Raw genomic sequence first — 18,265 nt, 5'->3', positions numbered from 1 at the left:
CCCGCCGCGCCCAGAACCGCCGGTGGACGTCGTCACGGCCTTCCAGTTGCTGTACGCGGTCGCCGCGCTCGGGCTGGTCAACATGATCGCCTCGCTGCTCTCCGTCTACGCCGACCGCGACACCTACGTCGACCAACTGCTGCGCGACGTCGCGGCGCAGGACGCGACCGTGCAGATCGGCAGGGACACCGCGCAGACCCTGCTGGTGGTCGGGCTCGGCCTGACCGCTCTGATCGGACTCGGGGCGACGGCGCTGTATCTGCTGTTCGTCCACAAGATGCGGGCGGGCCGCAACTGGGCGCGCATGCTGGTGACGATGATCGGCGTGATGATGGTGTTCGTCGCGATCCCGTCCCTGTTCGGGCTCGGTGCCGGTGGCGGCGGCGCCGTCATCGTGGCGGGTGGTGCAGGCATCCTGCAGGCCGTCCTCGCGGTCGGGGCGATCGTGCTGATGCACCGCGGCGACTCCAACCGGTACTTCCTTCCCGGGGTGCAGCCGCGATGACATCGAACGGGGAGCGGGGGAGCAGGCCGCGTCCGGTCGAGGTCGCCTACTGGCTGTGGCTGGCGTGCGCGGCGCTGCTCGTGCTCTTCGGACTGCTGTCGATGACCGCGTCCGGGGACGCGGTGCGCGAGCAGCTGCTCGCCAATGGCGCGAGCCCCGACGACGTCGACGCGCTCGTGACGCTGCTGCGCGGCTCCGGTGGCCTGGCCGTCGCGGTCGGACTGGGAATCGGGTTCCTGGCCGGCCCGGTCCGTGCCGGCGATGCGCGCTTCCGCCGTGCCGCGGTCGCGCTGTGCGGGGTGTACGCGGCGATCCAGCTGGTGTCCGTCGCGGCGGGCGTCGGTCAGCTGCCGACGCTGCTGACCGCCATCGGGATGGTCGTCGCCGCCGTGCTGGTGTACCTGCCGTCCGGCCGCGACTGGTTCGTTCGTGGCTGACGCCGTGTTCGCCGAACCGGGCGGACGCTGGCGCGTGGTGGCACTGGGACCGGCGCTCTGCCTGATCGTCCTCGTCGCCGACCTGTTCGTCGGGGCGGGGGTGCACGTGTTCGGGCTGACGCTCTTCGCGCTCGTGCTCGCCGCCCTGGTGGCGGTGCAGATCAAGGCGGCGCGCACGCACGCGAGCGTCGAGGTCACCGACACCATGCTGCGGTGCGGCACCGAGACGCTCGCGCTCGCCGACGTCGCGGAGGTGCTGCCTGCGGCGGATCCCTTCGCGGAGGATCTTCTGCCGTGGGAGACGGCACGCGCGCTCGGCGACCTGTCCGGGGTGCCGCGCCGCCGCACCGGGATCGGGTTGCAGCTGACCGACGGCGACCTGGTGCGGGCATGGGCGCGGGACGGGGACGGGCTGCGGGCGGCGCTGGAGGCCGCGGCGGGGTCGGCGGGTCGGGACGAGGGGAGCGGAACGTGACCGGTCGGGTTCGGGACGCCGCGGCGGTGGTGACGGCGGTGGTGGCATCGGTCGCCGCGGTCTGGTGCTGGACGCGCGGGGTGACGACCTCGGACTTCGCGCCGGTCGTCGACGGTGCCCCGCCGTTCACGGCGACGCACTACTCGGGGCCGTGGATCGGCGCCGCGAGCGCCGCGGTGATCGTGGCCGGCCTCGCTCTCCTCGACGTGTGGCGGCGCCGACACTGACAGGTGGTACCCAAGGGGGGTATCTTAGGGGTATGAACGGATACACGCCCGAGAAGGAGAACCTGCTCAAGCGGCTGCGCCGCATCGAGGGGCAGGTCGCGGGCATCTCGAGGATGGTCGACGACGACCGGTACTGCATCGACATCCTCACCCAGGTGTCCGCGGTGACCAGTGCGTTGCAGTCCGTTTCGCTCAAGCTGCTCGACGAGCACCTCTCGCACTGTGTCGTCGAGGCCGCGCGGAAGGGCGGGCCCGAGGCGGACGCGAAGGTCAAGGAGGCGTCCGACGCCATCGCCCGCCTCGTGAAGTCGTAGAACTGGAGACACCCGTGCAGAGCACCTACACCGTCACCGGAATGACCTGCCGGCACTGCGTCGCCTCGGTCACCGAGGAGCTCTCGGAGATCGACGGGGTCACCGCGGTCGCCGTCGACCTCGACAGCGGGCGGGTCGACGTGACGAGTGACGCCCCGCTCGACCTGGCCGCGGTGACCGCGGCCGTCGAAGAGGCGGGCTACGAGCTGGCATCGTGAGCACCGACGTCTCGGTGGCCGCCGCCGGTGTCGATCTCGACATCGGCGGCATGACTTGTGCATCTTGCGCGAACCGCATCGAACGCAAGCTCGGCAAGCTCGACGGGGTCACCGCGACGGTCAACTTCGCCACCGAACGCGCACACGTCACCCACCCGGACACGGTGACGCTCGGCGACCTCGTCGCGGCCGTCGAAGCGGCCGGCTACACCGCGACGGAAGTGCCGGCCGAACCGGAACCGGTTCCCGCGCACTCCGATTCGCTCGGACCGAGGCTGCTGGTGTCCGCGATCGCCGCGGTGCCGGTGGTCGCGGTGTCGATGGTGCCTGCGCTGCAGTTCGACCACTGGCAGTGGGTGTGCCTCGCGCTGACCACCCTGGTCGTGTTCTGGGGCGGCTACCCGTTCCACCGCGCTGCGCTGGTCAACGCCCGGCACGGCGCGTCGACGATGGACACCCTCGTCTCGCTCGGCACCCTCGCCGCGTACGGATGGTCGGTGTGGGCACTGCTGTTCGGCACCGCCGGACACGTCGGCATGACCCACGAGTTCTCCCTGCGCCTCGGGGCCCACGATCCGTCCAGCCAGCTCTATCTCGAGGTCGCGGCCGCGGTGACGGTGTTCCTGCTCGCGGGCCGGTACGCCGAGGCGAAGGCAAAACGGCGCGCCGGCGCCGCGCTGCGGTCCCTGCTCGAGGTGGGGGCCAAGGACGTCGCGGTGCTCGGCTCGGACGGCACGGAGTCGCGGATCCCGGTGGACCGCTTGACCGTCGGCGACCTGTTCGTGGTCCGCCCGGGGGAGAAGGTCGCCACCGACGGCATCGTGGTCCGCGGCCGCGCCGCCCTCGACACCGCCACGATCACCGGCGAGTCGGTCCCCGTCGACATCGCCGCGGGTGACGCGGTGATCGGCGGCACCGTGAACACCGACGGGCACCTGGTGGTGCGGGCCGAGAAGGTCGGCGCCGACACCCAGCTCGCGCACATCGCCCGGCTGGTCACCGAGGCGCAGAACGGCAAGGCCGCCGTCGCGCGGCTCGCGGACCGGGTCTCCGCGGTGTTCGTGCCGGTGGTGCTGGTGCTCGCCGCGGCCACCCTCGCCGGCTGGCTGGTCACCGGGCACGCCACCACCGAGGCGTTCACCGCCGCCGTCGCCGTGCTCATCGTCGCGTGCCCGTGCGCACTCGGGCTGGCCACGCCGACCGCGCTGCTCGTCGGCACCGGACGCGGCGCGCAGCTCGGCATCCTGATTCGCGGACCCGAGGTCCTCGAGCAGACCAAACGCATCGACACCGTCGTCCTCGACAAGACCGGCACCGTCACCACCGGGACGATGGCCGTCGGCCGGGTCGTCGCCGCGGCCGGGGAGGACCCGGACCGGGTACTGGCGCGGGCCGCCGCGGTCGAGTCCGCCTCGGAACATCCGGTGTCGCGGGCGATCGCCGCCGCCGGGACGGCATCGGCGGTGACCGACTTCGAGAACCGCGCGGGCCGTGGCGTCGTCGGCGTCGTCGACGGCCTGCGGGTCGTGGTCGGCAAGCCGGAACACCCGGTGCCGCCGGAACTGGCCGAGGTGTTCGCCTCCGGTGACACCGTGGTCGCGGTGTCGTGGGGTGGGGCGGTGCGCGGCGCGATCACCGTCGCGGACGCGGTGAAACCCTCCAGCGCCGAGGCGATCACGCGGATGCGGGAGCTCGGGATGACCCCGGTCCTGCTCACCGGCGACGGCGAGGCGGTCGCGCGGCGGGTCGCGGCCGAGGTCGGCATCGAGCGGGTGATCGCAGGCGTGCTGCCGGACGAGAAGGCCGCCGTGATCACCCGACTGCAGGGCGAGGGCCGCGCCGTCGCGATGGTCGGGGACGGCGTCAACGACGCCGCGGCCCTGGCCACCGCCGACGTCGGCCTCGCGATGGGTACCGGCACCGACGCCGCGATCGAGGCCGGCGACCTGACCCTGGTGCGCGGCGACCTGAGGTCGGTGCCGCAGGCGATCCGGCTCGCCCGCGCGACCCTCGGCACCATCGAGGCCAACCTGTTCTGGGCGTTCGCCTACAACGTTGCGGCGATCCCGCTCGCCGCCCTCGGCCTGCTCAACCCGATGATCGCCGGCGCCGCCATGGCGGCGTCCTCGGTGTTCGTCGTCGGCAACAGCCTGCGCCTGCGTCGCTTCCGCTGAGCCGACGCCGAACCCGATGGCCCTGAGCCGGGGCGGGCTCAGGCGATGATGCCGAGCTGTTGGAGATGCGTGACGTCGTCGCGCAGTCCCCAGTGCTCGACGACCCGGCCCTCGGGCGAGAACCGCATCCAGTGCATCTGGCGGAACCGGAACGCGCGGCCGGTCGGGGCGTTGCCCATGAACTCGCCCAGATGTGTTCCGGAGTACCAGTTCCGTCCGACGACGACGTCGCCGGACGCGACGAAGTCCTCGAAGTCCGTCCGGCTGTCGGGGAAGGCGGTCCGCAGCATCGTCACCAGCGCCCGGAGCGGAGCGGTGCCGTGGCGGTGTGGCTCCGGCGCGGTGTGATTGACCATGGCGGGGTCGAACAGTTCGTCGATCAGGTCGAGGCGGCCCTCGCGGAAGATCTCGTCGTAGATGCGGCGCATGGTGGCGATGTTCCGGTCGGCGATCGTGATGGTGTCGGTGGTGTTCGTCATGGTTTCAGCGTGGTGGCGGGCGCGCACCGCGCCCATCCCCACTAGCTGGGATCCCTGGACCGATTCGGCGCGGTTAGTCTTCGCCCATGACCGAATCCCAGGGTGACAGGCTGCAACGCGCGGTCGTGCGGCTGACGCATCGCGGTCTCGGGCTCGACGCGCTTCGCGAGGAACTCGACGCCCTCGTGCGCGGGTTCGTGCCCTGGGACGTGGCGGCCTGGTCGACCACCGATCCGGCGACGTTGTTGTTCACCAGCTGCGTGCTGAGCGGGCGTGCCGAGGACCACGAGGCCGAGGCCCGGCTCTTCGACAGCGAGTTCCGCGTCCCGGATGTGAACTCCTTCGCGGCGCTCGCCCGGTCGGTTCCGCCGGTCGCCGCGTTGCACGCCGCGACCGGAGGCCGGCTCGACCGGTCGCCGCGCTGGCAGACGATCCTCGAACCGATCGGTGTCACCGACGAGATCCGGGCCGCCTTCCTCGACGGGGCGAGTTGCTGGGGCACCCTGGTCGGCTATCGCATGGGCGGCGCCCCGTTCCGTGCGGACGAGGTGGCGCTGATCGCGCGGATCGGCCCGCTGGTCGCGGACGGGTTGCGGCGCGCGATGCTGCACACCGCCGCGGACCGGGCGGTGGACGCGGTGGCGTCGCCGGGCATCGCCATCGTCGAACCGGGCGGCACGCTCGGCGACGTCACACCGCAGGCCGAGCGCTGGCTCGCCGAGATCGCGGACGGGAACGTGGTTCCCAGCGTCTTCCGGTCGGTGGCCGCCGCGGCGAGGTCCGCGGCGGACGGCGCGAGCGACCGGCCGGCGCACGCCCGGCTCCCGCGCCGTGGCGGTGGCTGGATCCTGGCGCACGGCTCGGTGCTCGCGGGTTCGGGTTCGGTCCCGGTGATCCTCGAGGCGGCGACCGAGAATCACCTGTCCGACGTGCTGGTGCGCGCGTACGGGCTGACGCCGCGCGAGCGCGAGATCACCGAACTGGTGCTGCGCGGCGCCTCGACCGACGCGATCGCGAAGGCCCTGTTCATCTCGGCGTACACCGTGCAGGACCACGTGAAGTCGATCCTCGCGAAGGCGGAGATCTCGAGCCGTCGTGATCTGGTGGCCACCCTGTACGGCCGCCACTACGCCCCGCTGACCGCCGCGGGTGCGATCCCGAGTCCGTACGGGTGGTACCTCGGGGCCTGAGCGGGATCCAGGTGCGCGGGATACCTGTTACTTGCCTTCTCACGCCCATACTTGAACAGTGTTCAAGTATGGGCGTGACGAGTGATGACGAGGTGCGGGACACTCGGGTGCTTGTGATCGGTGCCGGATTCGCCGGCCTCGGGATGGCGGCCGCGCTCCAGCGGTCCGGCGAGCGCGACTTCCTGGTGCTCGAGAAGGCCGGCGAGGTCGGCGGCACCTGGCGGGACAACACCTATCCCGGGTGCGCCTGCGACATCCCGTCCGTGCAGTACTCCTACTCTTTCGCCCCCGGCGCGGGGTGGAGTGCGGCGCGGGCGGCCCAGCCGGAGATTCTCGACTACCTCCGGGGCGTCGGTGCCGGGTTCCGCGACCGGATCGTGTTCGGCGCCGAGGTCGCCCAGGGTCGCTGGGACGAGGACGCGGCGCGCTGGTATGTGAGCACCGCCGACGGCCGCAGGTTCGCCGCGCGGTTCCTCGTCGTCGGGACCGGGGCGCTGCACCTGCCGAAGCTTCCGCGCATCCCGGGCATGGAGACGTTCACCGGTCCGGCCTTCCACACCGCCGAGTGGGACCACACGGTCGACCTCGACGGCAAGCGGGTCGCGGTGATCGGCACCGGCGCGTCCGCCGTCCAGGTCGTCCCCGAAATCGCCTCGCGGGCAGGTGAACTGCACCTGTATCAGCGGACCCCGGCCTGGGTGCTCCCGGCCCGGGGAATGCGGCCGCCGCGCCTGCCGCGGCTGGCCCGCACCGTCGAGTACTGGCGTGGGGAGGCGCTGGTGCCCGCCCTCGCCGGACCGCCCGCCGCGTCCGCCCGGCTGCGGCGCCGGGCGCTGCGCCACCTGCACCGGCACGTGGACGATCCCGCACTGCGTCGCGCGCTCACCCCGGACCACCGCATCGGCTGCAAGCGGATTCTCCACTCCGACAGCTACTTTCCCGCGCTCACCCGGCCCGGTGTCGAGGTGGTCACGGAGGCCGTCGAGCGGATCACCCCGGAGGGCGTCGTCACCGCGGACGGTGTCTCCCGACCGGTGGACGTGCTCGTCCACGCGACCGGATTCCGGGTCGCGGGTTCGCTCGCCCGGCTGCCGCTCGCCGGGCGGGACGGGGTCACCCTGCAGCAGTTGTGGCACCGCGGCGGCATCCGCACCCATCTCGGGATCACCGTCGCGGGACTGCCCAACGCGTTCCTGCTGTCCGGACCGAACACCGGGCTCGGCCACAACTCGGTGGTGTTCATGATCGAGTCGCAGGTTCGGTACGTCCTCGACGCGATCGCGACCGTGGACCGCGCCGGAGCCGTGGCACTGGATGTGCGTGAGGACGCGCAGGACGCCTTCCATCGCGACGTGCAGCGCCGGCTGCGGAGGGCGGTGTGGAGCACCGGCGGTTGCACCAGCTGGTACCTCGACGGTCAGGGCGTCAACCATTCGTTGTGGCCGGGATTCTCCTGGCGGTACCGGCTGCGGACCCGACGGGTGCGGCCGGAGGAGTACCAATTGAGCTACCCCCGACCTCGCTGAGCATTGCTGCGGGTCTCGATGGGGAGGTCACACTGGGGAGGGGCGCAACGCCCTCGGAGTACCGGCGGTCGGAGGTGTGTGAACGTGGACGGGTCGATTCTCCGCGGTGCGGTACTGGCGGCCGCCGTCCTGCTCGCCGGGTGTGCGCAGCCCGCCGACACCGGTGGGTCCACCGTCTCGACCGGCTCCGCCGGGGCCGCCGCGTACGCCGAGCCGCCCGCGATGGAGGTCACCACGGTCATCGACGGGCTCGCCACGCCGTGGGATGTCGTGGTGGCCCCGGACGGCGCGATCCTCACCGGCGAACGATCCGGCAGATTCGTCGTGCGGCGGGCCGACGGCAGCACCGGCGAGGTGACCGCGGACCTGTCGGACCTGTACGCCCGCGGCGAGACGGGCCTGATGGGTATCGCCCTCGACCGCGACTTCGCGGCGAACCGCACGCTCTACACCTGCCAGGGACATCAGGGTGCGGGCGGCCGGGACATCCGGGTGGTGTCCTGGACCGTCGACGCCGGGTGGACGACGCTCGCCCGCGGTGCCGACGTGCTCACCGGGTTCCCGCTCGCGGACAGCGGCAGGCACGGCGGCTGCCGCGTGCTCGCGCACCCCGACGGCACCCTCTACGTCGGTACCGGCGACTCCGCGTCCCCGACCGTGCCCCAGGACCGGGCGTCGCTCGGCGGCAAGGTGTTGCACGTCGACGTCGACGGCGCCCCGGCCGCAGGGAACCCGGACCCGTCCAGTCCGGTGTTCACCCTCGGGCACCGGAACGTGCAGGGCCTGGCCCTGCAGCCCGGGACCGGGCGGCTGTACGGCATCGAGCAGGGCACCCGGGTCGACGACGAGGTGAACCTGCTGACCGCAGGCGGCAACTACGGCTACCGGCCGGACCGGCGTCCCGGCGTCTACGACGAGTCGGTGCCGATGACCGACCCGGAGCGGGTGCCGGGAGCGATTCCCGCGGTGTGGAGTTCCGGTGCCCCGACGATCGCGACCCCGGGCGGTGCGTTCCTCCCCGGGACGAACTGGGGTGCGTGGTCGGGGGCGCTGGCGGTCACCAGCCAGCAGGCGCAGAAACTGGTGCTGCTGCGCCTGTCCGACGACGGGCGGTCGGTCACCGACGAGGCGTCGGCGCTCGAGGGCCGGTTCGGCCGGCTGCGCTCGGCCACGCCGGCTCCGGATGGCACGCTGCTCGTCACCACCGACAACGGGTCGGGCGACCGGATCCTGAGGGTAGCTCCCGCGGCGGGCTAGCGGGCGAAGCATCGCCCTGTCGAGGGCGGATTCGGGGCCGTCGGCCCCTCGATCAGGATCTACGCTGCAAGGGTCTGGATGATCTGTTGCGCGGCAGTGTGTTTCGTGGCCACGTCGCCGATGTGGTGGGGCGGGTCAGCTGGGGTAGGCGACTGCCGAGCCGCGGACCATGACGGCGACGCGGTCACCGGCGGCAACCGTGTCGGTTCCGAACCGGCGGACCGTGACTTGTTCACCGAGGAGGGTCTCGGTGTCGGGATCAAGCTGTATCTTGACCATGGTCTCGGAGCCGAGATAGTCGACCGCGAGCACGGTGCCGGTCACGCCACCCGCGCCGGGCCGCAGGTCGATCTGTTCCGGCCGGAGCATGATTCGGGCGTCACCGCGTACACCGCCCGCGGTGACGGCGATCTCGCCGAGCGCGCAGCGGGCCCGCCCGTCCTCGACGTGCGCGGACAGCACGACGGCGTCGCCGATGAACTGTGCGGTGGGGACGTCGACGGGGGTGGCATAGATTTCGCGGGGGGTGCCGATCTGGGCGAGCCGGCCCGCGCTCATCACCGCGACCCGGTCGGCGAAGGACAGGGCCTCGGGCTGGTCGTGGGTGACGAGGATGGTGGTGATTCCCGCCTTCGCGAGGACGTCGGCGACGATCCTGCGGGTGTTCGCCCGCAGGCCGGCGTCCAGTGCGGAAAACGGCTCGTCGAGCAGCATCAGGTCGGGTTCCCGGGCCAGGGCCCGGGCGAGGGCCACCCGCTGCTGCTGTCCGCCCGACAGCTGGTCGGGGCGCCGAGTGGCGTACGACGAGTCGAGCGAGACCATCTCGAGCAGCTCGGCGATCTTCGATGCGGTGCGTGCCCGGCGGGGCAGCCCGAACCCGACGTTCGCGCCGACGGTGGCGTGCGGGAACAGGGCACCGTCCTGGGCGACGTAGCCCACCGACCGTCGGTGCGCGGGCGTCCATCCGCTGCCCGCGACGACCCGGCCGGCCAGCGCGATCGTCCCGGCGTCCGGCTTCTCGAAGCCCGCGATCAGCCGGAGCAGGGTGGTCTTGCCACAACCGGACGGCCCGACGATCGCCGTGGTGGAGCCCGCCTCGACGGCGAACGCCACGTGCCGCAGCACCGTCGCGGCGCCGAACGATTTGTCGAGCCCGTCCACCTCGAGTGCGTATGTCATAGTCCGGCCACCTTTTTCGACTGGGTGAAGAGCACGTAGGTCATGGGCAGCGACAGCACGATCATGATCAGCGCGTACGGTGCCGCCCCGGCGTAGTCGATCTCGCTACTGAGGGCCCAGAACCCCATGGACAGGGTGCGGGTCCCGGTCGGTGCCAGCAGCAGGGTGGCGGTCAGTTCGTTGACGATCCCGAGGAACACCAGTGCTCCGCCCGCCGCGGCAGCCGGGGCGGCCAGCGGCAGCGTCACCCGGAAGAACGCCGAGGACGGTGAGATTCCGAGCGATTGCGCAGCCTCCTCGAGTCCGACGGGTGCCTGCGCGAGTCCGGCCCGCAGGTTCACCAGGGCGCGCGGCAGGAACAGGAGCGCGTAGGCGACGATCACGACGGTCACGGTCTGGTAGAGCGGGTGCAGATAGCGGATGGAGACCGTCACCAACGCCAAGGCGACCACGATGCCGGGCAACGAGCTGGAGATGTAGCTGCCACCTTCGAGGAAACGGCTGAACCGGCCGCGGTGGCGGATCGAGATCCAAGCGATCGGGAACGCGAGCACGCAGGTCACGACCGCGCCGGCGATCCCGAATCCGAGAGTCTGCAGCAATGCGGACGCGACGGTGTCCCACTCCCAGGCCGCGCTCCCGCCGATGACGACCCACCGCACGACACTGACCACCGGGACACCGACGGACAACGCGACCAGCGCCCCGAGGAACAACAGCGCAACCGGCGAGTATCGCCAGCCGAGCTCGGCGGGTACGAACCTGCGGGCAGCGCCCGGGCCGATCCGGGCATATCGGGCGCTGCCCCGGACGGCCGACTCGAGTATCAGCAGGGACAGGCACAGCAGTACCAGGACGCCGGCGAGCATGGTGGCCGCGGCCCCGTTGAAGGTTGACTGGTACTGCTCGAAGATCGCGGTGGTGAAGGTGTCGAACCGGATGAAGACGAATGCGCCGTACTCGGCGAGCAGGTGCAACGACACCAACAATGCGCCTCCGGAGATGGCCAGGCGCAGCTGCGGGACCACGACGCGGAAGAAGACCTCCCAGGGCCCGGCGCCCAGGGCGCGTGCCGATTCCTCGACCGCCGGGTCCAGTCGGCGCAACGTCGCGGCCGTCGGGATGTAGACGAGGGGAAAGTAGGAAAGGGTTGCGATGAGGACGCCGCCCGGCAGCCCGCCGAGCGACGGGATCGTGGTCACCCAGGAGTAGCTGTTGACGAACGCCGGAATGGCCAGCGGTGCCGCGAGAAGGACCGCCCACACTTTCGCGCCGACCACCCGGGTGCGCTCCACGAGCCAAGCGGACGCGACACCGACGACGACGCAGATCGGCACCGTGACGACGACCAGCGTCACGGTATTGGTGAGAAGCTCCCGCACCCGAGGTCGGAACAACAGCGCCGACGCGGTGTCCCAGCCGGTGTCCAGGCTCGCCGCGACGATGTAGCCGAGCGGGATGAACGAGGCGGCCACCACGGCGAGCGCGGCAACGGACAGCGGGAGCGGAAGGCGCGGCCGACCGGCCGGGCGACGCGTGTTCGCGTCCCCCGGCCGGGCCCGGCCGATCAGTGCGAGATTCAGAGCAGACCCGCTTCGGTCATCAGCTCGGTCACCTGCGGGCTGTTCAGCTTCGCTGGGTCGACCTGCGGGGCCTGTAGATCGGCGAGGGGCACCAGCTTCGGGTTGGCGGGCACGCCGCTGCCCACGGTGTACTCGAACGACGTCCCGTTCTGGAGAACCTCCTGGCCCTTCTGGCCGGTGACGAACTTCAGGAACCGCTGCGCCGCATCCTGTTTGGTGCTCGATCGCAGAACTCCGCCACCGGAGACGCTGACGAATGCTCCCGGATCCTCGTTCTTGAAGTAGTGCAGGGCGACGTTGTTGCTGTTTTCGCCCGTCTTCGCCTGATCGCCGAACCAGTAGTAGTGGTAGATGACACCACCGGGGATCTCCCCGGCGTTGACGGCCTTCATCACCGTGCTGTTGCCCTTGTAGGTGCGGACGTTCTCCTTCATACCGGCCAGCCACTGGCGGGTGGCGTCCTCACCTCTGAGTTCGAGGAGCGCGCTGACGATGGCCTGGAAGTCCGCCCCCGACGGCGACGCGGCCCACCTGTCCTTCCACGCGGGGTCCTGCAGGTCGAGCAGCGACTTCGGTAGCTGGTCGGGGGGGAGCAGGTCCTTGTTGTATGCGAAAACGGTTGAACGGGCGGCGATTCCAGTCCACTTCCCGCTCGACGGCCGGTACTGGCTCGGCACCTGATCGAGGACGTCCGGCGCCACATCGGTGAACAGCCCGGCGTTCTCCACCAGGGTCATGGCCGGGGAGTTCTCGGTGAGGAACACGTCGGCGGGCGACTTGTCGCCCTCGGCGACGATCTGGTTGCCGAGTTCGGTGTCGCTGCCGTTGCGCAGCTCCACCTCGATGCCGGTCTCCGCAGTGAAGGCGTCGGCCCATTCCTTCGTCAGTGACTCGTGCTGGGCGTTGTAGACGGTGATCGTGTTGGCGGAGCCTCCCTCGGAGTCCGAACCGGAATTCGAACACCCCGACACCACCATCATCGCAGCGGCGGCCGCAGCCACCCCCGACATCAGCCCGATCCGTTTCCTCATCGCCCGTCCGTCCTTCTTCCCAGCGGGACTTCTCCCGGCTGTCTCCCCGACGATCTTGCCACTTGAAGGGTTGGCAACCCTCACCGGACGCGAGTCGAATGGGGTCCCGCCGGAGTAGATGCGGAAACGGCGAAAAGACCAGCCGTCCAGTCTGTTCCCGTGGAGCCCTTCGGTGCCGCCCCGCACGACTCTCCGGAGGTCAGAGACGGCATGCCTCATACAATCGACCGATGCCGAGCCAGTCCAACCGTGTCGAGCGCCGCCCCGGGGTACCCCTCGCGTGCCGGCTCGGCGAGTACGGCGATGCGGTCGCACTGGTCACGGAGGACGGTTCGGTGTCGTACCGAGACCTCGCCGACCGAGTCGCCGAGGTGGTCCACCGGCTGGGGGAGACCCGCCGTCTCGTGCTGATCGCCGGTGCCCACGAGATCGATCTGATCGTCGTCTACCTCGCGGCCCTGTCCGCCGGACATCCGGTGCTGCTGGTGCCTGGCGACAGGCCGGACAGCCTGGACTCCCTGATTGCCGAGTACCGCCCGGACGTGGTGGTGCGCGGGTGTGACAGCGCCGGACACGCGGTGCTCGAGGAGGTCCGCGCGGGCTCGGCGCACTCGCTGCACCCCGACCTCGCGCTGTTGCTCACCACCTCCGGGTCGACCGGATCGCCGAAGCTGGTCCGCCTGTCGCACCGCAACATTCAGGCCAACGCCGAATCGATCGCGCAGTACCTCGCCATCGTGAGCAGCGATCGGGCCGCGACGACCCTACCCATGCACTACTGCTACGGACTGTCCGTCATCCACAGCCACCTGCTCCGAGGTGCCGGCGTGATCCTGACGTCGCGTCCGGTCACCGACCCCGGGTTCTGGGAACTGTTCCGCACCGCAGGCGGCACTTCCTTCGCGGGCGTGCCGTACACCTTCGACCTGCTCGACCGCATCGGGTTCGACGGTTTCGACCTGCCCGACCTGCGCTATGTCACGCAGGCCGGCGGCCGGCTGGCACCGGACCGGGTCCGGGCGTATGCCGAGTTGAGCCGGCGGCGCGGCTGGGAGCTGTTCGTCATGTACGGGCAGACGGAGGCGACCGCCCGGATGGCGTACCTGCCACCGGGGCTCGCAGCCACCCATCCCGAGGCGATCGGGCAGCCGATTCCGGGTGGATCCTTCCGGCTCGACCCCGTCGCCGACGCACCGGCCGGCGCCGGCGAGTTGGTCTACGAGGGGCCGAACGTGATGCTCGGCTACGCGCGTTCCGCCGACGACCTGCAACTCGGCGACACGCTCGGGGGCGAACTCCGCACCGGCGACCTCGCCCGGCAGCGCGGCGCAGGGTTGTACGAAGTGGTCGGCCGGCGCAGCCGGTTTGCCAAGATCTTCGGCCTGCGGATCGATCTCGAGCGCGTCGAGTCCTCCCTCGCGGAGAGCGGGCTGCGGACCTGCTGCGTTGGCGGTGCGGACGAACTGGTCGTGGTTGCCGAAAACGCCGACGCGGCCCTGGCCCGAGCGGCGGCCGCGAAAGCCGCCGGTCTTCCGGTCGGCGCGATCCGGGTGTGCGGCGTCGACGCGCTACCGCGCACCGCCACCGGCAAACCCGATTTTCAGGCCGCGGACGCCCTGGCCCGCGGCGACGAGACGCGGCAGGATACGCAGCCGATCACCGACACCGCGGCTCTGCGCGCACTGTACGCAGACATCCTGCACTGCCCGAACGTCACCGACGACAGCTCCTTCGTGAGCCTGGGTGGGGACTCGCTCTCCTACGTGCGGATGTCCCTGCGCCTCGAGCAGATGCTCGGCCATCTCCCCGAGGACTGGCACACAACCCGCATCGGGGATTTCACGCCGCGCCGCCGACGTCGGTGGCCGGCCGTGGAAATCAATGTGCTCCTCCGCGCGATCGCGATCGTCCTGATCGTGGGCTCGCACATCCACGTGTTCGCGATCCTCGGTGGGGCGCACGTGCTCCTCGGTGTCGCCGGCTACAACTTCGCCCGGTTCCACCTCAGCGGAGACGACCGCGCCGAACGGATGCGCCGCACTCTTCGGAGCGTGGCGCAGATCGCCATTCCGGCCATGGTGTTCATCGGTGGGGTCATCGCCTGGACCGGCGAGTACCGCGTCACCAGTGCGTTCCTGCTCAACGGGATCCTGGGTCCGCCTGGATGGACCATCGAGTGGCGGTACTGGTTCGTCGAGGCGATCGTCTACATCGTGCTGGTCGCTGCCGCCGTGCTGTACATCCCGCTCGTGGACCGCGCCGAACGCGCGTACCCCTTCCTTTTCGCGATGGGACTGGTCGCGGTCGGCCTGCTCACCCGATACGCAGTCGTCCCGGTCGACGATGGCACCAACCGCATCCTCACCGCGTCTGTGGTCTTCTGGCTGTTCGCCCTCGGCTGGGCCGCCGCCAAGGCCGGAACGGCCTGGCAGCGGATCTGTGTCACGGCGGCGATCGTGGCGACCGTGCCGGGCTTCTTCTTCGGCGACACCCAACGGGAAGTCATCGTCATCGCCGGACTGTGCCTGCTCGTGTGGGTCCGGTCCGTGCGCTGCCCCACTGCACTGATCCGGGTGGCGGGGATATTGGCGAGTGCATCGCTCTACATCTACATAACTCACTTCGAGGTATACCTGCCGCTCCGTGACCGGCATCCATGGCCGGCCTTCGCGCTGTCGATACTGGTCGGAATCCTCTACTGGCAAGCGGTGACCGTCGCGCACCGACTGATCGCCGCCACGGTGTCACGAGCGCGGATGTGCGCCCGGCGTCCATTCGAGCGTGCGAATGGGCGTCGATCAGGGAGGTCGCCGTGGTCGTACCCGACCCCGAGGGTCGAACCCCCATCTCGTGACACGTCATCGTCGGCGAGACCGGAAGGTGTGGAAGTTCCTCGCCTGCAAAGCCTTTGAATTCGTGTGTGACGGGTCCTGCTGTGTATGCGTGGGGCAAGCTAATCACTGAGCGGCGGCAGGGCGGGATGCAGCGACACCTCCTGCGCCTTGACCGCGAAAAACACCCGCCGACCGGGGACGAGGTCGAGGTCGGCGACTGCGGCCGGCGTCACGTCCGCGGCCAGGCCGGTGCCGCCGTCCGGACTCTCCTCGGCGCGGACCCGGATCGCGGTGCCGTGCAACTCCAGCTCGGCGATCGTGACGGCGAAGGCGTTGCGGGGGCTGGCGTGCGGGGGATCGGTGTGCACCGCCACCGCGCTCGGCCTGAACAGTGCGACCGCGGACGATCCGACCGCCGGGCCGTCCGCGCCTGCGGTCCCGGACACCCTCACGCCCCACGGCGACTCCAGCGTGCCGGGCCCGATCAGCGTGCCGGGAACGAGGTTCACGCCCGCGATCCGCGCGGCGAAGGCACTGCGGGGTGCGGCGAGGACGTCACGGACCGTGCCGGATTCGACGACGCGGCCCGACTCCACGACGATCACCCGGTCCGCGAGCGCGAGCGCGTCGAGCAGATCGTGGGTGACGATCACCGCGGTCCGTCGCTGCTCTCGCAGGATGCGGCGCAGCAGCCGCCGCAGCGCCGGTGCAACCGCCACATCGAGCGCGGCCATCGGCTCGTCGAGCAGCAGCAGTCGCGGCTCGGCGGCCAGCGCCCGGGCGATCGCGATCCGCTGCGCCTGGCCACCGGAGAGCTGCGAGGGCCGGCGATCGGCGAGGTCCTGCGCGTCCACCTCGCGCAGCCAGCGGTCGGCGGCGTCGCGGGACGCGCGGCGGGACAGCCCGCGACTGCGGGGTGCGAACGCCACGTTCGCCGCGGCGGTCATGTGCGGGAACAGCAGCGCCTGCTGGGACAGCAGCGCCGCTCCGCGGTCGTGCGGCGGGACGAACACCCCGGTCGCCGCGTCGGTGAGGGTGCGGCCGTCCAGGGTGACGTGGCCGTGGTCGGGTCGCAGCAGCCCGGAGATCAGCGACAGCAGCGTCGACTTGCCCGCTCCGTTGGGTCCCAGGACGGCCAGCACCTCACCGTCGGCGAGAGTGACCTCGAAGGCGGCGCCGCGGCGGTCGAGGCGGGCATCGACCCGCAGCACGCTCACAGGGCGCCCGCCGGGCGGCTGCGGTGCGTGAGCAGCACGATCACCGCCGCCACCACGATCAGGAGCAGGGACAGCGCGACCGCGGCCTCGGGGTCGGTCTCGCGCTGCAGATAGATCTCGAGCGGCAGGGTGCGGGTCACTCCCTGCAACGACCCGGCGAAGGTGATGGTCGCGCCGAACTCGCCGAGCGCGCGGGCGAACGCGAGGACGGCGCCGGACGCCAGTCCGGGCAGCACCAGCGGCAGCGTCACTCGGCGCAGCACCGTCGTCGGCCGGGCCCCGAGCGTCGCGGCGACCTCCTCGTACCGCCGGCCCGCCACCGTCAGTGCCCCCTCGAGGCTCACGACCAGGAAGGGCAGCGAGACGAACGTCTGGGCCAGCACGACCGCGGTGGTGGAGAACGCGATCCGGATCCCGAACGCCTCGAGCTGCTGGCCGAGCAGGCCGTTGCGACCGAAGGTGTACAGCAGCGCGATACCGCCGACCACGGGCGGCATCACGAGCGGCAGCAGTACCAGCGAGCGCAGCACCGAGCGGCCGCGAAACTGCCCGCGCGCCAGGACCAGAGCCATCGGAACACCGAGCAGGACGCAGGCCACGGTGCTCGCGGTCGCCGTTTTCAGGCTCAGGAGCAGGGCGGTGCGCGCGGATTCGGAGGTGATCAGGGAAACGAAGTTGCCCCAGTCGATTTCGAGCAGGACCGCGATCAGGGGCAGGATCAGGAAGGCGGCGCCGACGGCGGCGGGCAGGTACGCCACGGCGGGCAGCCCGATCCGGACCCGCCCGTCCGGGTCGTGACCCACCCGCCGCCCGGAGATCACGGTGCCGCGAATCCGGCCTCGGACAGCACCTTCCGGCCTTCGGGTCCCGTCACCAGTGCGACGAAGGCGGCCGCCGAGTCGGGGTTGTCCGACGCGCTCAACGTCGCGATCGGGTAGGTGTTCACCGCCCCGGCGGACTCCGGGAACGGGACCGCGGTGACCTTGTCGCCTGCGACGGTCGCGTCGGTGACGTAGACGAGACCGGCGTCCGCCTGACCCGAGGTGACCTTGCCGAGGACATCGGTGACCGAAGACTCCTCGCTGACCGGGGACAGCGTGACGTTCGTGGACTTCTCGATCTTCTCGGTCGCGGCGCCGCACGGTACCTGCGGGGCACACACCACCACCTGGATGCCGGGCCTCGCGAGATCGGCGAACGAGGTCACCTGCGCGGGATTGCCGGGCGGCGTGACGATCGTCAGGGTGTTGGTGGCGAAGTCCACCGGAGCGCCCGCGACCAGGTCCTGCGCCTTCGTCATGTTCGCTGTGTCCGCGGAGGCGAACACGTCCGCAGGCGCGCCCTGCCGGAGCTGCGCCACCAGGTCGGACGACCCGGCGAAGTTGAAGGTGACGGAGGTGCCGGGGTGCGCGGCCTCGAACTGATCACCGAGCTCGGTGAACGTCGACTTCAGCGATGCGGCCGCGAACACCGTCACATCGCCCGTCACCTCCGCCGAGCCGGCCGCGGTGGTCGCCGTCGCGGAGTCGTCGGTCGACGAGCTCGAGCAGCCCGCAAGCGCGGCGGTGGCGGCGAGGGCGGCGACCAGGGTTGCGAGTCTTCCGGTTGTCACGAGATGG

General features: G+C 71.0%; 18 protein-coding genes. 11 read left to right on the top strand and 7 right to left on the bottom strand.

Annotated elements, in window-relative coordinates; all coding sequences use genetic code 11:
• The first annotated feature begins 22 nt into the window (after nucleotides 1-22).
• The 7 genes from ACWEPG_RS10205 to ACWEPG_RS10175 are packed head-to-tail and all read left to right on the top strand — an operon-like array spanning nucleotide 23 to nucleotide 4,350.
• Complete coding sequence (locus ACWEPG_RS10205; RefSeq protein ID WP_450115455.1) at nucleotides 23-505, top strand: hypothetical protein; 483 nt, start codon at nucleotides 23-25, stop codon at nucleotides 503-505.
• The gene (locus ACWEPG_RS10200) at nucleotides 502-942 is read left to right on the top strand and encodes a hypothetical protein (RefSeq protein ID WP_452594336.1); all 441 of its coding nucleotides are present in this window, start codon (nucleotides 502-504) and stop codon (nucleotides 940-942) included. Before ACWEPG_RS10205 ends, ACWEPG_RS10200 begins: the two co-directional genes overlap by 4 nt.
• Nucleotides 935-1,417, top strand: a complete 483-nt coding sequence (locus tag ACWEPG_RS10195; protein WP_452594335.1) for a hypothetical protein — start codon at nucleotides 935-937, stop codon at nucleotides 1,415-1,417. Before ACWEPG_RS10200 ends, ACWEPG_RS10195 begins: the two co-directional genes overlap by 8 nt.
• The gene (locus ACWEPG_RS10190) at nucleotides 1,414-1,644 is read left to right on the top strand and encodes a hypothetical protein (RefSeq protein ID WP_450115452.1); all 231 of its coding nucleotides are present in this window, start codon (nucleotides 1,414-1,416) and stop codon (nucleotides 1,642-1,644) included. The genes ACWEPG_RS10195 and ACWEPG_RS10190 overlap by 4 nt, the downstream gene beginning before the upstream one ends.
• Before the next feature lie 32 nt (nucleotides 1,645-1,676).
• Nucleotides 1,677-1,958 (top strand): metal-sensitive transcriptional regulator, encoded by a 282-nt coding sequence (locus ACWEPG_RS10185; protein ID WP_450115451.1) that lies wholly within the window; start codon nucleotides 1,677-1,679, stop codon nucleotides 1,956-1,958.
• A gap of 41 nt (nucleotides 1,959-1,999) precedes the next feature.
• The gene (locus tag ACWEPG_RS10180; RefSeq protein WP_450115479.1) at nucleotides 2,000-2,176 is read left to right on the top strand and encodes a heavy-metal-associated domain-containing protein; all 177 of its coding nucleotides are present in this window, start codon (nucleotides 2,000-2,002) and stop codon (nucleotides 2,174-2,176) included.
• Nucleotides 2,173-4,350 carry a heavy metal translocating P-type ATPase gene (locus tag ACWEPG_RS10175; protein WP_452594334.1) on the top strand — a complete coding sequence of 726 codons (2,178 nt, stop codon included), beginning with the start codon at nucleotides 2,173-2,175 and terminating at the stop codon, nucleotides 4,348-4,350. Before ACWEPG_RS10180 ends, ACWEPG_RS10175 begins: the two co-directional genes overlap by 4 nt.
• A 38-nt stretch (nucleotides 4,351-4,388) precedes the next feature.
• Here ACWEPG_RS10175 and ACWEPG_RS10170 read toward each other — a convergent pair whose 3' ends face one another.
• The gene (locus tag ACWEPG_RS10170) at nucleotides 4,389-4,829 is read right to left on the bottom strand and encodes an ester cyclase (RefSeq protein WP_450115449.1); all 441 of its coding nucleotides are present in this window, start codon (nucleotides 4,827-4,829) and stop codon (nucleotides 4,389-4,391) included.
• Between the two features lie 86 nt (nucleotides 4,830-4,915).
• On the opposite strand from ACWEPG_RS10170, the gene ACWEPG_RS10165 reads away from it, so the two are divergent.
• From ACWEPG_RS10165 to ACWEPG_RS10155, 3 genes are all read left to right on the top strand, one after another.
• Nucleotides 4,916-6,019 carry a LuxR C-terminal-related transcriptional regulator gene (locus ACWEPG_RS10165; RefSeq protein WP_452594333.1) on the top strand — a complete coding sequence of 368 codons (1,104 nt, stop codon included), beginning with the start codon at nucleotides 4,916-4,918 and terminating at the stop codon, nucleotides 6,017-6,019.
• A gap of 68 nt (nucleotides 6,020-6,087) precedes the next feature.
• A complete protein-coding gene (locus ACWEPG_RS10160; protein ID WP_450115447.1) occupies nucleotides 6,088-7,545 on the top strand; it encodes a flavin-containing monooxygenase in 1,458 nt (485 codons plus the stop codon).
• 114 nt (nucleotides 7,546-7,659) lie between these two features.
• Nucleotides 7,660-8,802 (top strand): PQQ-dependent sugar dehydrogenase, encoded by a 1,143-nt coding sequence (locus ACWEPG_RS10155; protein WP_450115478.1) that lies wholly within the window; start codon nucleotides 7,660-7,662, stop codon nucleotides 8,800-8,802.
• Between the two features lie 135 nt (nucleotides 8,803-8,937).
• Here ACWEPG_RS10155 and ACWEPG_RS10150 read toward each other — a convergent pair whose 3' ends face one another.
• From ACWEPG_RS10150 to ACWEPG_RS10140, 3 genes are read right to left on the bottom strand one after another with little or no spacing between them, the layout of a single operon-like run.
• Nucleotides 8,938-9,981, bottom strand: coding sequence for an ABC transporter ATP-binding protein (locus tag ACWEPG_RS10150; protein WP_450115446.1), 1,044 nt, complete (start codon nucleotides 9,979-9,981; stop codon nucleotides 8,938-8,940).
• Entirely contained in the window at nucleotides 9,978-11,552 is a 1,575-nt protein-coding gene (locus tag ACWEPG_RS10145) for an ABC transporter permease (RefSeq protein WP_452594369.1), read from the bottom strand. Before ACWEPG_RS10145 ends, ACWEPG_RS10150 begins: the two co-directional genes overlap by 4 nt.
• Nucleotides 11,553-11,560: 8 nt before the next feature.
• Nucleotides 11,561-12,595: an iron ABC transporter substrate-binding protein gene (locus ACWEPG_RS10140; protein ID WP_450115445.1), complete on the bottom strand. Its 1,035-nt coding sequence runs from the start codon at nucleotides 12,593-12,595 to the stop codon at nucleotides 11,561-11,563.
• Between the two features lie 230 nt (nucleotides 12,596-12,825).
• Here ACWEPG_RS10140 and ACWEPG_RS10135 point away from each other — a divergent pair, with 230 nt between their 5' ends.
• Nucleotides 12,826-15,507: an AMP-binding protein gene (locus ACWEPG_RS10135; RefSeq protein WP_452594332.1), complete on the top strand. Its 2,682-nt coding sequence runs from the start codon at nucleotides 12,826-12,828 to the stop codon at nucleotides 15,505-15,507.
• Between the two features lie 41 nt (nucleotides 15,508-15,548).
• Here the strand turns inward: ACWEPG_RS10135 and ACWEPG_RS10130 are convergent, their stop codons facing one another.
• Genes ACWEPG_RS10130 through modA form a run of 3 tightly spaced genes read right to left on the bottom strand, consistent with a single transcriptional unit; the run spans nucleotide 15,549 to nucleotide 18,258 of the window.
• Nucleotides 15,549-16,646 (bottom strand): sulfate/molybdate ABC transporter ATP-binding protein, encoded by a 1,098-nt coding sequence (locus tag ACWEPG_RS10130; RefSeq protein ID WP_450115444.1) that lies wholly within the window; start codon nucleotides 16,644-16,646, stop codon nucleotides 15,549-15,551.
• The gene (locus tag ACWEPG_RS10125; RefSeq protein ID WP_450115476.1) at nucleotides 16,643-17,464 is read right to left on the bottom strand and encodes an ABC transporter permease; all 822 of its coding nucleotides are present in this window, start codon (nucleotides 17,462-17,464) and stop codon (nucleotides 16,643-16,645) included. Before ACWEPG_RS10125 ends, ACWEPG_RS10130 begins: the two co-directional genes overlap by 4 nt.
• Nucleotides 17,464-18,258, bottom strand: a complete 795-nt coding sequence (gene modA / locus ACWEPG_RS10120) for a molybdate ABC transporter substrate-binding protein (RefSeq protein ID WP_450115443.1) — start codon at nucleotides 18,256-18,258, stop codon at nucleotides 17,464-17,466. Before modA ends, ACWEPG_RS10125 begins: the two co-directional genes overlap by 1 nt.
• Nucleotides 18,259-18,265: the final 7 nt, after the last annotated feature.

The organism is Rhodococcus sp. NPDC004095 (assembly GCF_053604015.1).
Note: the sequence above shows the minus strand (reverse complement) of the source record. Positions and strands in the feature narration are given on the sequence as shown.

Bases quoted from the DNA above. Each gene is read 5' to 3' on its own strand.
- ACWEPG_RS10135 (WP_452594332.1), top strand. From the start codon at position 12,826: ATGCCGAGCCAGTCCAACCGTGTCGAGCGCCGCCCCGGGGTACCCCTC.
- ACWEPG_RS10170 (WP_450115449.1), bottom strand. From the start codon at position 4,829: ATGACGAACACCACCGACACCATCACGATCGCCGACCGGAACATCGCC.
- ACWEPG_RS10185 (WP_450115451.1), top strand. From the start codon at position 1,677: ATGAACGGATACACGCCCGAGAAGGAGAACCTGCTCAAGCGGCTGCGC.
- ACWEPG_RS10200 (WP_452594336.1), top strand. From the start codon at position 502: ATGACATCGAACGGGGAGCGGGGGAGCAGGCCGCGTCCGGTCGAGGTC.
- ACWEPG_RS10140 (WP_450115445.1), bottom strand. From the start codon at position 12,595: ATGAGGAAACGGATCGGGCTGATGTCGGGGGTGGCTGCGGCCGCCGCT.
- ACWEPG_RS10165 (WP_452594333.1), top strand. From the start codon at position 4,916: ATGACCGAATCCCAGGGTGACAGGCTGCAACGCGCGGTCGTGCGGCTG.
- ACWEPG_RS10160 (WP_450115447.1), top strand. From the start codon at position 6,088: ATGGGCGTGACGAGTGATGACGAGGTGCGGGACACTCGGGTGCTTGTG.
- ACWEPG_RS10180 (WP_450115479.1), top strand. From the start codon at position 2,000: ATGACCTGCCGGCACTGCGTCGCCTCGGTCACCGAGGAGCTCTCGGAG.
- ACWEPG_RS10150 (WP_450115446.1), bottom strand. From the start codon at position 9,981: ATGACATACGCACTCGAGGTGGACGGGCTCGACAAATCGTTCGGCGCC.